The following is a 13863-nucleotide window of genomic DNA, read 5'->3' as shown; positions in this document are numbered from 1 at the left end:
GGGCGACGGTGCCCGCGGTGTGGTGCGGCCCACATGATGTCCGGTCCGGTGAGGCCGCGGAACCGGCGCGCCCGGACGCGTTCCCGAACGGGTGGACGCGTGGCGCGATCGATCCGGTACCGAGTCGGCTCAACATCCGTGGTGCGCAACCGAAAGAGCAGCGATCGAGCGGGCGGGGTGACGCGCTCCGCCGCTCCCGAGCCACGGAGGACCCATGCGCAAGCGGGCTGCGGCACGTCGGGAGGAGCCGGTCCAGCACCCCCGGGACGTCGAGGCGCTGGAGCGGGTCATCGCCGCCCTGGACGGCGACGTCACCAGCGAGCTGGACGCGCACGCACGGATCATGCACGCGCTGGTCGAGGCGCTCGGCCTCTCCTACGGAGCGGCCTGGCTGCCCGACCACCAGGGCAGCTACGTGCTGCGGGTGGCCGAGGGGGCGATCGCCGACGCCATGGCCGCGGCGTGGCCCGGCGGGGACGCCGTCGTCGGCAGGGACGCGCAGGTCGAGGGCGCCGGGTACGGCGGCGAGGCGCTGCGCCGCCGCCGTCCGGTGCTGATGGACGACGCCTCCTCCACCGCCACCTGCCTGCGCTGGCGGACCGCGCAGGCGGCCGGGGCGCACCAGGGCTGCTTCCTCCCGGTCGTCGAGGGCGACCGGGTCACCGCGGTCCTCGAGTACTACAGCGACCGCGAGCTGCCGTTCTTCGGCGGCCGGGCGGACAAGTGGCAGGCGATCGGCCGGGTCGTCGCGCACGCCCGGCGCAGCGCGCTGGCCGTGGGCCAGCTGCGCGAGACGCTCGACGACCGCGAGGCGGTGACCAAGGTCGTGGCCGAGGTCGGCAAGGCCCGGGACGAGCAGACCGCCCTGCGGGTCGCGCTCGAGGAGGTGCGCACCGCCTTCGGCTGGGCGTACGGCTCCTTCTGGGCCCTCGACGAGGAGGCCGGCGTGCTGCGGTTCGCCCAGGAGTCGGGGTCCGCGGGCGAGGAGTTCCGCCAGGTCACGCTCTCCGCCAGCTTCGCCGAGGGCGTGGGCCTGTCCGGTCGCGCGTGGCGCAACCGCGACCTGGTCTTCGTGCGCGACCTGGCCGAGGTCACCGACTGCGTGCGCGCGCCGGCCGCGCAGCGCGCCGGCGTCCGGTCCGGCGTGTGCTTCCCCATCACCGCCGACGGCCGGGTCGTCGGCACGATGGACTTCTTCGTCACCGAGACCATCGACCTGTCCGAGTCGCGCGCCTCGGCACTGCGCAACGTGCAGCAGCTGGTCAACCAGCGGCTGGACATGCTGCGCCGCGCGCAGGCGGACGCGGAGAGCTCCCGCGGCCTCCTGGAGACCGTCGACCGGCTGCGCGAGGCCGCCGCCGAGGCCGGTCAGGTCGCCGAGCGCGCGGTCGGCCAGGCGTCGGCGATGACCGGGCAGGTGCAGGCGCTGGCCGAGGCGTCCGGCGCGGTCGACGACGTCATCCGGATCATCTCCTCCATCGCCGACCAGACGAACCTCCTCGCGCTCAACGCGACCATCGAGGCGGCTCGTGCCGGCGAGCTGGGACGCGGTTTCGCGGTCGTCGCCGGGGAGGTCAAGGACCTGGCCCGCGAAACGGCCGCGGCCACGCAGAAGGTGTCGGAGCAGATCGCCGGCATCCAGGCCGGCACCGAGTCGGTGTCGGCCGGCATCCACGCCACCAGCGAGGTCATCGGCCGGCTGGACGAGGTGCAGGCCCGGATCAACGAGGTGCTCGAGGAGCAGGTCCGGATGGCCCGCGCCTTCGACTCCGGGCGCTGAGGCCGGTCAGCCGTCCCGGCGCGACCCGCTGCGGAGCTGCGCGGCGGGCCGCGGCCGGCTGGGCGCGCTGGGGGCGGAGAACCCGGCACGCTTGTGCGAGCCGTCGCAGAACGGCTTGATCCCGGACTTGCCGCACCGGCACAGGGCGATGGTCTGCCGCCCGGGGTCGATCTCCTGACCGTCCTGGTCCACCAGGCGGAAGCTGCCCCGCACGATGAGCGGGCCGTCGCGGTAGGGCGTGATCGTGGCCCCGCTCCCCCGCTCGGCACCGGGCTCGTCGGGCAGGTCGGCGTCGAATCGGGTGCCCTCGGGCAGCTCGGGCTCGGGAGGGAGGGATCGCGGCACGGGCCCACACTGCCCCGCCCGCGGGGCGGGCACACGCCCGCCCCGCGGACCGGACCCGGCCGGGTGACTCAGGCGCGGTGCCGGGTCGCCGTCTCCTGCGAGGAGCGGGCCCGCGGGAGCGCGCCGTCGTCGCCCCGCTCGGCGGCCGCCTCCTCCGGCAGCTGCGCCCCGGTCTCGTCGGCCTCCGCCGCGGGCCCGGTCAGCGTCGGGACGGCGAGCAGCCGGACGACGAGCACCGCCAGCACCGCGCCCACCAGCGGGGCGAGCAGGAACAGCCACACGTGGGCGAGCGGGTCCCCGCCGGCGAACAGCGCCGGGCCGAGCGACCGGGCGGGGTTCACCGACGTCCCGGTCAGCGGGATGCCGACCAGGTGCACCGCGGCCAGCGTGAGCCCGATGGCCAGGCCCGCGAAGCCGGGCGCGGCCGCCTTGCCGGTGACCAGCAGGACCACGGCGACCAGGACGAAGGTGAGCAGCACCTCGATGACGAAGGCGCCGCCGCCGCTGATGGTCGCGCCCCAGTCGTTGGCGCCGAGCGTCCCGGTCTGGTCGGTGACCTCGCCGAAGTCGCTGGTCAGCAGCTGCAGGACGGCGGCCCCTGCGATGCCGCCGGCGAACTGCGCGATCCAGTAGAGCCCGGCCTCGGTGGCGGTCATGCCCCGGGAGAGCAGGACGCCGAGGGTCACCGCCGGGTTGACGTGGCAGCCGGAGATCGGCCCGATCGCGTAGGCCAGCGCCAGCAGCGTGAGACCGAACGCCAGGGCGACGCCCAGGGCGCCGATGCTGTCGATGCCGCCGACGGCCGCGCCCACGGCGACGAGGACGAGCAGGGCCGTGCCGACGAACTCGGCGATGAGCGAACGGACGAGCGTGGGAGACACCGGGGACCTCCTGGCCGACCGCATCCGCTCCCCCGCGCCACCCCGACGGCGACCACGGTGCGGGCACGACGAGCCTCGCCCTCCACCGCGGGCAGCCGACAGGGACCTTCGGTTCCGGGAAGGCGCCGATCAGCCCTCGGCGGGGTAGCCGTAGAAGACGTGCTCCACCACCGTGCGCGCGTGCCGGGTGGTGCGGCGGTAGTCGTCGAGGAACTGCCCCGGGTCCTGCTCGGGCCCGTACCCGCAGGCCCGGGCGACCCCGGCGAGCTCGAGGCCGGGCCGGGGCAGCTGGTCGCTGGGCCGCCCGCGGACCAGGAAGATCGCGTTGCGGGCACGGCTGGCCAGCTCCCACGACGCGCGCAGGGCCACGGCGGGCTCGTCGTCGAGCAGGCCCGCGTCCTGGAGCGCGGCGAGCGCGCCGACGGTCGTCGGGACCCGCAGCTGCGGGTGCTCCGCGGCGTGCTGGAGCTGGAGCAGCTGGACGGTCCACTCGACGTCGGCCAGCCCACCCCGGCCGAGCTTGGTGTGGGTGCCCGGATCGGCGCCCCGCGGGAGCCGCTCGCGCTCCACCCGCGCCTTGATCCGGCGGATCTCCGCGACCTGCTCAGCGGTGAGCCCCGCCCCGGGGTAGCGGATGGGGTCGATCATCGCGACGAAGTCCGCGCCCAGCTGCTCGTCGCCGGCCACCGGCACCGCGCGCAGCAGGGCCTGCACCTCCCACACCGACACCCAGCGCTCGTAGTACTCGCGGAAGGCGGAGAGGCTACGCACCAGCGCGCCCTGCCGCCCCTCGGGCCGGAGGTCGGCGTCCACCTCGAACGCGGGGTCGGGTGCCGGCTCGCCCAGCAGCCGGCGCAGGGTGTGCGCGACGGCGTTGGCCGAGGCGGACGCCTTGGCCTCGTCGGCGCCGGCCCGAGGACGGTGCACGAAGAGGACGTCGGCGTCGGAGCCGTAGCCCATCTCGCCCCCGCCGAGCCGGCCCATGCCGATGACCGCCAGGTCCACCGGCACGTCCTCGACCGCGGTGCCGGTCTCCTCGGCGTGGGCCCGGAGCGCGACGTCCAGCCCGGCCTGCAGGGTGGCGACGGCGATGTCGGTGAGCGCCTGACCGACCCGGACGGTGTCCAGCCGGCCCAGCAGGTCCGCGCACGCCACCCGCAGCAGCTCCTGCCGGCGCAGGCCGCGCAGCACCCGGATGCCGGCCTGGGGGTCCGCGGCCCGGCCGGCGGCCGCCCGCCAGGCCTTCGCCAGGTGCGCGGCGCCGCGGGGCTCCAGCTCCTCGTCCTCGGCCAGGATGCGCAGCGCCTCGGGGGTGCGGGTGAGCAGCGCGGCGACGTACTGGCTGGACCCGAGCAGCTGGGCCAGCCGCTCGGCCACCTGGCCCTCGTCGCGCAGCAACCGCAGGTACCACTGGTTGCCGCCGAGGGCCTCGCTGACCTGCCGGTAGGCGAGCAGCCCGGCGTCCGGGCTGGGGCAGGAGGCGAAGGTCTGCAGCAGCACCGGCAGCAGGTACTTCTGCATCGACGCGGAGCGGGACACCCCTCCGGTGAGCGCGCCCAGGTGGCGCAGCGCGGCGTCGGGGTCGGCGAACCCGAGGGCGCGCAGCCAGTCGCCGGCCGCCCTGGACCCCAGGTGCAGGTGCTCCCCCGGCACCCGGGCGACCGCCGAGAGCAGCGGCCGGTAGAAGAGCTTCTCGTGCAGCCGGCGCACCTCGCGGGTGTGCAGCGCCAGCTCCGCCTGCAGCACGTCCACCGCGCCGCCGCGAGCGTCCGGCTTGTAGCCCATCGACCGGGCCAGCCAGCGCAGCTGCTGCTCGTCGGTGGGCAGCAGGTGGGTGCGCCGGAGACGGAGCAGCTGCAGCCGGTGCTCGACGGTGCGCAGGAACCGGTAGGAGGCGATCAGCGTGGCGGCGTCCTCCCGGCCGACGTAGCCGCCGGCCGAGAGCGACATCAGCGCGGGCAGCGTGCCCCCGACCCGCAGCGAGGTGTCGGCGCGACCGTGCACCAGCTGCAGCAGCTGGACGGCGAACTCGACGTCGCGCAGGCCGCCGGGCCCGAGCTTGAGCTCGCGGTCGGCCTGGGTCGGCGGGATGTGCGCCTCCACCCGGCGGCGCATCGCCTGCACCTCGGCGACGAAGCCCGGGCGGTCCCCGGCCTTCCACACCATCGGCCAGAGCGCCTCGACGTAGCCGCGGCCCAGGTCCGGGTCGCCGGCCACCGGGCGCATCTTGAGCAGCGCCTGGAACTCCCAGGTGCTCGCCCACTGCTCGTAGTAGGCGCGGTGCCCGGCGACGGTGCGCACCAGCACCCCGGCCTTGCCCTCCGGGCGCAGCGCGGCGTCGACCTCCCAGGCGGCCTCGCGGCAGATCCGCATGAGGGCGGCGGCGACCCTGGTGGCGCTCGACAGCGCGGCGCTCTCGGGGTCCGACGGGTCGACCGGCTCGCCGACGAAGACGACGTCGACGTCGCTGACGTAGTTCAGCTCCCGCCCGCCGGTCTTGCCCAGGGCGATGACGGCCAGCCGGCAGGCGGCGGCGCTCTCCGGTTGCTCGGCCACGGCCAGCGCCAGCCCGGCGGTCAGGACGGCGGCGGCGATGTCGGCCAGCTCGGCAGCGACGTCCTCGGCCGCCAGCCCCTCACCGAGGTCGCGGCCGGCCAGCGACAGGATCGCCAGCCGGTAGGCGTGCCGGAGCGCGGCGACCCGCGACGGCGAGGCGTCCGGCGCGGCCCGGCCGAGGCGCACGCCCCACGGCGGGTCGTCCGGGTCGGCGCCGACCGCCACCAGCATCTGCCGTTCCAGCGCCTGCGGGGTCGGCCGGGCCGGGCCGCGGCCCTCGCCGTCCAGCGCGGTCCAGTCGCCGGGGTGGGCGGCGAGGTGGTCGGCCAGCCCGGAGCTCGCCCCCAGGACCGAGAGCAGGCGGGCGCGCAGCAGCGCCTCCCCGCGCAGCCGGGCCAGCAGCGAGGCGGCCGACCCGCCGCTGGGATCGGCCTCGTCCAGGGCCTCGACCAGCCGGTGCAGCGAGCGCACCGCCAGGTCGGGGTCGCCGGCGCGGGCCAGGGCGGCGACCACGGGACCGGCCTCGGGATCGGCCGGCTCGTTGCGCTCCAGGTCCCACAGGCCCAGCGCCGGGTCGGAGAGCAGCCGGGCGGCCCGCTCGCCGTCGTCGAAGCCGAAGCGGACCAGCCGGACGACGGCGCGGCGCGGGATCTCCGTCTCGGGCGCGCTCACGCGGCGCCCGCCCCGGCGGCCCCGCGCACCAGGTCGGCGAACCGCCCGGCGAACGGCGCCCACGTCTCCTCGAGGTCGGGGTGCACCGCCTCGGCGCGGGCGCACAGCGTCTCGGCGTCGAGCGAGCTCGCGGCGACGCCGACCGGGTCGCTCGCCGCCCACGCACGCACGACCTCCGGCGTCGTCTCGACGTGGAACTGCACGCCGTAGACGTGCTGCCCCAGGCGGAAGGCCTGGTTCGCGTAGTGCGGGTTGCTGGCCAGCAGGGTCGCGCCCGGCGGCAGCGCCGCGATCTCGTCGTGGTGCCACTGGAGCACGTCCGGCGAGAGCGGCAGCGGGCCGAACACCGGGTCGGCGTAGGCGGCGTCGCGCTTGGCCACCAGGGTGGCGCCCACCTCGGGACCCTCCGCGCCGACCCGGACCCGCCCGCCGGCGACCTGGGCCAGGAGCTGGGCGCCCAGGCAGACGGCGAGGGTGGGCACGTCGGCCGCCACGGCCTCCTGCAGGAGCGCGCGCACGCCGGTCAGCTCGGGGCGGGTCGCCTCGTCGTCCAGCGCGGACTGGGGCCCCCCGAGCACGAGCAGGCCGTCGTACCCGCCGAGGTTCTGCGGCAGCTGCTCGCCGAGCCCGAGCCGGCGTTCGTCGAGCTCCAGCCCGGCCGCGCTCAGCCACTCCCCCAGACGGGCCGGCGGATCGGTCTCGCTCGGGACGACGACGAGCAGGCGGCCGCTGGAGGTCACGAGGTCGAGGCTAGTGGACGGGACACGTCGTCCCCCGCGCCTCGTGGACCGGGACCGGCTCCTCCGCGAGGCGGTGCCGGTCGCCGGTCACCAGCCGGTCAGCGCGAGGAAATCGGCCTCGAGCAGCGGGCGCACGGTGCGCAGGTACGTGTTGGTCACGTGCGCGTCGTCCATGTAGACGCGGATGTTGCCGACCACCGACGGGCAGCTGCGGCTGGTGCAGAAGTACGGGCGGGTGTCCAGCAGGGTCACGCCCGCCGGCAGATCCGCGCTCAGGACGTCGTCGTCGTAGACGTCCTCCGGAGCCACGGCGCAGGCGGCCGAGTCGTCGCCCTCCTCCGCGAGGCAGTCGGGGACGTCGAAGTCGTGCCGCGGGGTGTCTCGCATCGCGATGACCGGGATCCCACGGTCGGAGAGCTGCTCCCACGCCTGCCGGTAACCGATGGGCAGCACCTCCCGCTCACCCGAGGCGATCCGCGTGCCCTGGACGACCACCACGTCGGCGTCCATCGTGGCGATGCGCGGGATGAGCACGTACCGCCAGGCGGCGCAGTCGTCGTAGTCCGGTGAGCTCCGGGGGATGAACTCCGACCGCGTGGACAGGTTGCACCCCGGGTGGATGAGCGCGGTCAACTTCCAGCCGCGCTGCTCGGCCATGTCGCCCAGGGGCTGGAGCCAGTGCGCGGCGTGGGAATCGCCGACCAGCACGATGTGGCGGTCCGCGCCGTCCGGACCGCGAACGCACTCGTACGTGACCAGCGGCCCGGGTGTGGTGTCGCCGTCGGTCCCGATGCAGCGGGCGCCCGCGGTCCGGGCCCAGTCCGAGCGGATCACCGCCAGCGGCGGGACCAGCCGGACGTCGGCCGGACCGACGCCGTCCGCGGCCGGTCCGAGCAGCGCCCGCGCGCCCGGGTAGTCGGGGTCGTCGAGGGCGGGGACGAACGATGCGAGGTCGCGGTCCAGCTGCTCCGTCGCCGTCGCCCCCGCCGCCACCAGCGGGGCCGCGCAGGCCAGCACGAGGAGGACCGCCCACGCCGGGCGCCGGGAGCGCAGCAGGGTCTGGCCGGGCTGCTCCACCAGCCGGTAGGTCCCGGCGGCGAGCAGCACCGACGACGCGACGATGAGGACACCGGCGAGGACGGTCACCTCGCCCCGATCGCTGCTGGCGAGGTAGACGACCAGGATCGGCCAGTGCCAGAGGTAGAGGCCGTACGCCCGCCGGCCCAGCCACTGCAGCGGGGCCCACGACAGCGCCCGCCCGGCGCCGAACCGACCCCCGCTCGTGCCTGCCGCCAGGATCGCGACGGCGCACAGGACCGGCCAGCCGGCCTGCCACCCGGGGAAGGTGGAGACGCCGTCCAGCACCGCCCCGCAGGCGATCAGCCCGACGACCCCCGCCCAGCCCAGGACGGCACCGATCGCCCCGCCCGCGCGGCGGCCGCCCAGCAGCAACGCCAGCAGCACCCCGACGCCCAGCTCCCACAGCCGCGTCCAGGTGGAGAAGTAGGCCGCCTGCTGGTCGGCCGACGTGGCCACGAGCGACCAGGCGAAGGACCCGGCGGTGACGGCCATCGCGACCCCGACGGCGAGCCGGCGCCCGAGGTGCTCGGCGTGCAGACGGCGCAGGATGGCGGCCCCGGCCACCACCAGCAGCGGGACGACGACCAGCACCTGGACCTGGATGGACAGCGACCAGAACTGCTGCATCGGGCTGGCGGAGGCGTCGTCGGCGGCGTACTGCGTCGACTGCTGCACCAGGTGCACGTTCTCGGTGAAGGTCGCCGACGCGACGAGATGCGTGGTCAGGTCCCGCCAGCGGGTCTCCGGGAGCAGCGCGATGCCGCCGACGACGGTGGCCGCGAGCACCACGAAGGCCGCGGGGCCGAGCCGGGACAGGCTCCGGGCGACGGGTTGCAGGGGGTTGCGGCGTCCGGGGCGACGCAGCACCCCCGACAGGCTGCCGACCAGGAAGAACCCGGTGAGCACCAGGAACACGTCCACGCCGCCGGAGACGCGGCCGGTGGCCACGTGGTAGACGACGACCAGCGCGACCGCCAGGGCCCGCAACCCGTCGATCTCCGGCCGGCGGACGGCGGCACGCCGGGGGGACTCCGGCGTCGCCGTCGCCGGAGCGGGCAGCACCGTCGTCATCGCTCTCCCGCCGTCACCCGCGGTCGTCGACCGCTCACCGGAGCGGAAGCGTACGCAGGTCGCGGCACCCGGCGGCAGCACCCGGGAGGGTGTTCCCGGATGCTGCGACGCCGGCCGGTCAGAGGCCGGGCAGGTAGCGCTTGAGCTCGAACGGCGTGACGTTCTGCCGGTAGGAGTTGAACTCCTCCCACTTGTTGCGGAGGAAGAACTCGAAGACGTGCTCGCCGAGCGTCTCGGCGACCAGCTCGCTGCCCTGCATGGCGGTGAGCGCCTCGCCCAGGCTGACCGGCAGGTCCTCGTAGCCGGCGGCCCGGCGCTCGGTGTCGGTGAGCGACCAGACGTCGTCCTCGGCCTCCGGCGGCAGCTCGTAGCCCTTCTCGATGCCCCGCAGCCCGGCAGCGAGCAGGACGGCGAAGGTGAGGTAGGGGTTGCAGGCGGAGTCGGGCGAGCGGACCTCGACCCGCGCCGACTGCGCCTTGCTCGGCTTGTACTCCGGGATGCGCACCAGGGCCGAGCGGTTGGCCCGGCCCCAGGTCGCGGCGGTGGGCGCCTCGGTGCCGGCCAGCAACCGGCGGTAGGAGTTGACCGTCTGGTTGGTGACGGCGGTGAACTCGCGGGCGTGCGTGAGCAGGCCGGCGATGAACTGCTTCGCGGTGGTCGACAGCCGCATCGGGTCCGCGGCGTCGTGGAAGGCGTTGCGGTCGCCCTCGAACAGCGACAGGTGGGTGTGCATCGCCGACCCCGCCTCCGCGGTGAACGGCTTGGGCATGAACGTGGCGTGCACGCCCTGGGCGAGCGCGACCTCCCGGACGATGTGCCGCAGCGTCATGATGTTGTCGGCCATGGACAGGGCGTCGGCGTAGCGCAGGTCGATCTCCTGCTGGCCGGGCGCCACCTCGTGGTGGCTGAACTCCACCGAGATGCCCATGGCCTCGAGGGCGAAGACCGCCTCGCGGCGGAAGTCGTGCGCCACGTTGTGCGTGGAGAGGTCGAAGTAGCCGCCGTTGTCGGCCGGCTCCGGCGGGGTGCCGTCGGCCGGGAGGTCCTTGAGCAGGAAGAACTCGATCTCGGGGTGGGTGTAGAAGGTGAACCCCATGTCCGCGGCCTTGGCCAGGGTCCGGCGCAGCACGTGCCGCGGATCGGCCCAGGCCGGCGAGCCGTCGGGCAGCGTGACGTCGCAGAACATGCGCGCGGTGTCGCTGGGCCGGCCCTCACGGGCGGGCATCACCTGGAAGGTGCCGGGATCGGGCTTGGCGAGCATGTCGGACTCGTAGACGCGGGCGAAGCCCTCGATCGCCGAGCCGTCGAACCCGATGCCCTCGGCGAACGCCGCCTCGATCTCCGCGGGGGCCACCGCGACGGCCTTGAGGTAGCCGGAGACGTCGGTGAACCACAGCCGCACGAAGCGGATGTCGCGCTCTTCCAGGGTGCGCAGGACGAACTCCTGCTGTCGGTCCATGTTCGGCATGATCCAGTCCGCTCGTTTCCGGGATGTGACGTCACCGTCGGTCGTCCCCCAGCCTGCCCCGTCGGGGTGATCCCGTCACGGACCTCGCCGCGCCTTCGTCGACGGTTCGCCGTGCCGTGATCACCCGGACAGGCTCCCGCCTGGCCGTTCCGCCACCCCGGCGACCAGACTGACCCCCGTGAGCGATCAGCAGCCGGTGCAGCTGCGGGTGGCGTCGGCCCAGGTCGACACCCGCGTCGGTGACATCGAGGGCAACTGCGACCTGGTGGTGCGCTGGGCCGCGAAGGCGGCCGCGGAGGACGCGCACCTCGTCGTCTTCCCGGAGATGACCCTGACCGGGTACCCGCCCGAAGACCTGGTCCTGCGGGAGTCCTTCGCCCGCGCCAGCGAGCGGGCGCTGGTCGACCTCGCCTCGACCCTGGCCGACCGGGGGCTGGGCGGGCTCGCCGTCGTCGTCGGCTACCTGGCGCACACCGAGGGCAGCGGCCCGGCGCCGGTCGACCAGCCGCCCACCGACGACGACCGCCCGGCCGACGCCAACCCCCGCCGCGGCGCGCCCCGCAACGCCGCCGCCCTGCTCCACGGCGGCGAGGTGGTCGCGCGGTACTACAAGCGGCACCTGCCCAACTACGGCGTCTTCGACGAGGCCCGCTACTTCGTGCCGGGCACCGAGCTGCCGGTGGTCCGCCTGCACGGCGTCGACGTCGCGCTGACCGTCTGCGAGGACCTCTGGGTCGAGGGCGGGCCGTGCGGCGTGGCCGGGCAGGCCGGCGTCGACCTGGTGGTGTCGCCCAACGCCTCGCCGTACGAGCGGGCCAAGGACGACCTGCGGCTGCCCCTCGTCCGCCGCCGGGCCGCCGAGGCGCGGGCGACGATCGTCTACTGCAACCAGGTGGGCGGGCAGGACGAGCTCGTCTTCGACGGCGACTCGATGGCGGTCGCCGCCGACGGCACCCTGCTGGGCCGGTCACCGCAGTTCGTCGAGCACCTGCTCACCGTCGACCTGGACCTCGACCCGTCGTCGGTGCCGGAGCGACGCGAGGGCCGGATCGGCCCGATGACGGTCACCCGGCACGTGGTCTCGGAGCAGCCGCCGGCCGCGTTCGAGCGCCGGGAGGCCCCGGTCGCAGAGCCGCTGACCGACTGCGAGGAGGTCTGGCGCGCCCTGGTGCTCGGGCTCCGCGACTTCATCGACAAGAACGGCATGCCCTCGGTGGTGCTCGGCATGTCCGGCGGGATCGACTCGGCGCTGGTGGCCGCGATCGCCGTCGACGCGCTCGGTGCCGACCGGGTGCACGGCGTCGGGCTGCCCTCCCGGTGGTCCAGCGAGCACTCGCTGTCCGACGCCGAGGACTCGGCGCAGCGCCTGGGCATGCACTACTCCGTCGTCCCGATCGCACCGATGGTCGAGGCGTTCGAGAAGTCCGTCGAGCTCAGCGGCGTGGCCGCGGAGAACCTGCAGGCCCGGGTGCGCGGCACGCTGCTGATGGGTCTGTCCAACCAGCACGGGCACCTGCTGCTGGCGACGTCGAACAAGAGCGAGGTCGCCGTCGGCTACTCGACGCTCTACGGCGACGCCGCCGGCGGCTTCGCCCCGATCAAGGACGTGCCCAAGACCCTGGTGTGGGACCTGGCGCGCTGGCGCAACGCCTACGCCCGCGACCGCGGCGAGACCGAGCCGATCCCGCAGAACTCGATCGACAAACCGCCGTCGGCCGAGCTCGCGCCGGGCCAGCAGGACAGCGACTCCCTGCCCTCCTACGACCAGCTCGACGCCGTCATCGCCGACTACGTCGACCGCGACCTGGGCCTGGCCGAGCTGCTGGAGCGGGGGCACGACGCCGAGGTGGTCGCGCGCGTCCTCCGGCTGGTGGACACGGCCGAGTTCAAGCGCCGCCAGTCGGCCCCGGGCACCAAGATCAGCCTCAAGGCGTTCGGCCGCGACCGGCGGCTGCCCATCACCAACCGGTGGCGGGAGACCCTGCCCACCGTGCGCGAAGGAGCCCAGGCATGACCGAGTCGGTGCTGTACGGCGGCACGTCGACGGCGCGGGTGCGCATCCACCACCTGCAGCAGGCCAAGGAGCGCGGCGAGAAGTGGGCGATGCTCACCGCCTACGACACCTACAGCGCCGCCGTCTTCGAGGAGGCGGGCATCCCGGTGATGCTGGTCGGCGACTCGGCCGGCAACGTCGTCATGGGGCTGAGCTCCACGGTGCCGGTCACGGTCGACGACATCCTGTTCCTCACCCGCGCCGTCACCCGGTCCACCAGGCGGTCGCTGATCGTCGCCGACCTGCCGTTCGGCTCCTACGAGTCCGGCCCGCAGCAGGCGTTCGACACCGCCGTCCGGCTGATGAAGGAGGGTGGCGCGCAGGCGGTCAAGCTCGAGGGCGGGGTGCGCGTCGCCCCGCAGATCAAGCTGCTCAGCGAGTCCGGCATCCCGGTCATGGCGCACATCGGGTTCACGCCGCAGAGCGAGCACGCGCTCGGCGGGTTCCGGGTGCAGGGCCGGGGGGCGGGGGCCGAGCAGCTGCTGGCCGACGCGCACGCCGTCCAGGAGGCCGGTGCCTTCGCCGTCGTCATGGAGATGGTGCCCGCCGAGATCGCCGGCCAGGTGACCAAGGAACTGGCCATCCCGACGATCGGCATCGGCGCCGGGCCGGACTGCGACGCCCAGGTGCTCGTGTGGCCGGACATGGCCGGCATGACGGGTGGCCGGGTGCCGAAGTTCGTGAAGAAGTACGCGGACCTGCGCGCGCAGCTGCTGGCGGCGGCCAGGGAGTACGCCGACGACGTGCGCGGCGGGACCTTCCCCGGTCCCGAGCACTCGTTCGAGTAGCCGCTAGGCCGCGCGCACCCCCGCCCGGCGGCGGTGCGCGCGGCCTGCGAGCCGGCCGTAGCCGACCGCGTTGAGGCCGAACGCGGTGGCGTACACCCCGAGCTGGGTGCCCGGCGCCTCCGCGTCCAGCCCGAGCGGGCCGAACAGGTAGTGGTCCAGGAAGCCGCCGGTGTAGGGCGCCGCTCCCCCGGCGTCGCGGAGTGCCAGCTCCAGATCGGTGAGCGGGCAGTCCGCCCCGGCGACGTTGACGGCCAGGATCGCCAGGGCGACCGGTGCGTGCGCGAGCAGCAGCCGTGGCCACCGGAGCCCCAGCAGCGCACCGGTGAGCATGAACAGGACGGCGGCGGCGTGCAGGACGGCCACCGCGGCGGCGAGCAGCAGCACGACCTCAGTCTGACGCGGCGGTCAACCCACGCCGTGCCCGACGGC

At 75.0% G+C, this 13863-nt stretch carries 10 protein-coding genes; 3 read left to right on the top strand and 7 right to left on the bottom strand.

Translation table 11 applies throughout. The annotated features are described in order from the left end of the window. The first annotated feature begins 214 nt into the window (after positions 1–214). On the top strand, positions 215–1780 hold the full coding sequence (locus DQ241_RS14215; RefSeq protein WP_113830863.1) for a methyl-accepting chemotaxis protein: 1566 nt from the start codon (positions 215–217) through the stop codon (positions 1778–1780). A gap of 6 nt (positions 1781–1786) precedes the next feature. On the opposite strand, the gene DQ241_RS14210 is transcribed toward DQ241_RS14215, so the two are convergent. From DQ241_RS14210 to DQ241_RS14185, 6 genes are all read right to left on the bottom strand, one after another. After that, entirely contained in the window at positions 1787–2125 is a 339-nt protein-coding gene (locus DQ241_RS14210) for a CDGSH iron-sulfur domain-containing protein (RefSeq protein ID WP_199584564.1), read from the bottom strand. A 68-nt stretch (positions 2126–2193) separates the two neighbouring features. Then, complete coding sequence (locus DQ241_RS14205; RefSeq protein ID WP_370444382.1) at positions 2194–3006, bottom strand: aquaporin; 813 nt, start codon at positions 3004–3006, stop codon at positions 2194–2196. Between the two features lie 129 nt (positions 3007–3135). After that, on the bottom strand, positions 3136–6234 hold the full coding sequence (locus DQ241_RS14200; RefSeq protein ID WP_113831174.1) for a bifunctional [glutamine synthetase] adenylyltransferase/[glutamine synthetase]-adenylyl-L-tyrosine phosphorylase: 3099 nt from the start codon (positions 6232–6234) through the stop codon (positions 3136–3138). Further along, on the bottom strand, positions 6231–6974 hold the full coding sequence (locus DQ241_RS14195) for a type 1 glutamine amidotransferase (protein ID WP_113830862.1): 744 nt from the start codon (positions 6972–6974) through the stop codon (positions 6231–6233). The genes DQ241_RS14200 and DQ241_RS14195 overlap by 4 nt, the downstream gene beginning before the upstream one ends. 87 nt (positions 6975–7061) lie before the next feature. Then, positions 7062–9125 (bottom strand): acyltransferase family protein, encoded by a 2064-nt coding sequence (locus DQ241_RS14190; RefSeq protein WP_113830861.1) that lies wholly within the window; start codon positions 9123–9125, stop codon positions 7062–7064. A gap of 118 nt (positions 9126–9243) precedes the next feature. Next, on the bottom strand, positions 9244–10584 hold the full coding sequence (locus DQ241_RS14185) for a glutamine synthetase family protein (RefSeq protein WP_113831173.1): 1341 nt from the start codon (positions 10582–10584) through the stop codon (positions 9244–9246). Between the two features lie 187 nt (positions 10585–10771). Here DQ241_RS14185 and DQ241_RS14180 point away from each other — a divergent pair, with 187 nt between their 5' ends. Both DQ241_RS14180 and panB read left to right on the top strand, forming a co-directional pair. Then, positions 10772–12607 carry an NAD+ synthase gene (locus DQ241_RS14180; RefSeq protein ID WP_199584561.1) on the top strand — a complete coding sequence of 612 codons (1836 nt, stop codon included), beginning with the start codon at positions 10772–10774 and terminating at the stop codon, positions 12605–12607. Continuing rightward, positions 12604–13434 carry a 3-methyl-2-oxobutanoate hydroxymethyltransferase gene (gene panB, locus DQ241_RS14175; protein ID WP_113830860.1) on the top strand — a complete coding sequence of 277 codons (831 nt, stop codon included), beginning with the start codon at positions 12604–12606 and terminating at the stop codon, positions 13432–13434. Before DQ241_RS14180 ends, panB begins: the two co-directional genes overlap by 4 nt. 3 nt (positions 13435–13437) lie before the next feature. Here panB and DQ241_RS14170 read toward each other — a convergent pair whose 3' ends face one another. Further along, positions 13438–13818 carry a DUF2784 domain-containing protein gene (locus DQ241_RS14170; RefSeq protein ID WP_233492441.1) on the bottom strand — a complete coding sequence of 127 codons (381 nt, stop codon included), beginning with the start codon at positions 13816–13818 and terminating at the stop codon, positions 13438–13440. Between the last annotated feature and the right edge of the window lie 45 nt (positions 13819–13863).

This window comes from Blastococcus sp. TF02A-30 (assembly GCF_003319185.1).
Taxonomy (GTDB): Bacteria; Actinomycetota; Actinomycetes; order Mycobacteriales; family Geodermatophilaceae; genus Blastococcus.
Note: the sequence above shows the minus strand (reverse complement) of the source record. Positions and strands in the feature narration are given on the sequence as shown.

What these genes read in the sequence shown, in the direction of transcription:
- DQ241_RS14185 (WP_113831173.1), bottom strand. Translation starts at nt 10,584, where the DNA reads ATGGACCGACAGCAGGAGTTCGTCCTGCGCACCCTGGAAGAGCGCGAC.
- DQ241_RS14190 (WP_113830861.1), bottom strand. Translation starts at nt 9,125, where the DNA reads ATGACGACGGTGCTGCCCGCTCCGGCGACGGCGACGCCGGAGTCCCCC.
- DQ241_RS14215 (WP_113830863.1), top strand. Translation starts at nt 215, where the DNA reads ATGCGCAAGCGGGCTGCGGCACGTCGGGAGGAGCCGGTCCAGCACCCC.
- panB (WP_113830860.1), top strand. Translation starts at nt 12,604, where the DNA reads ATGACCGAGTCGGTGCTGTACGGCGGCACGTCGACGGCGCGGGTGCGC.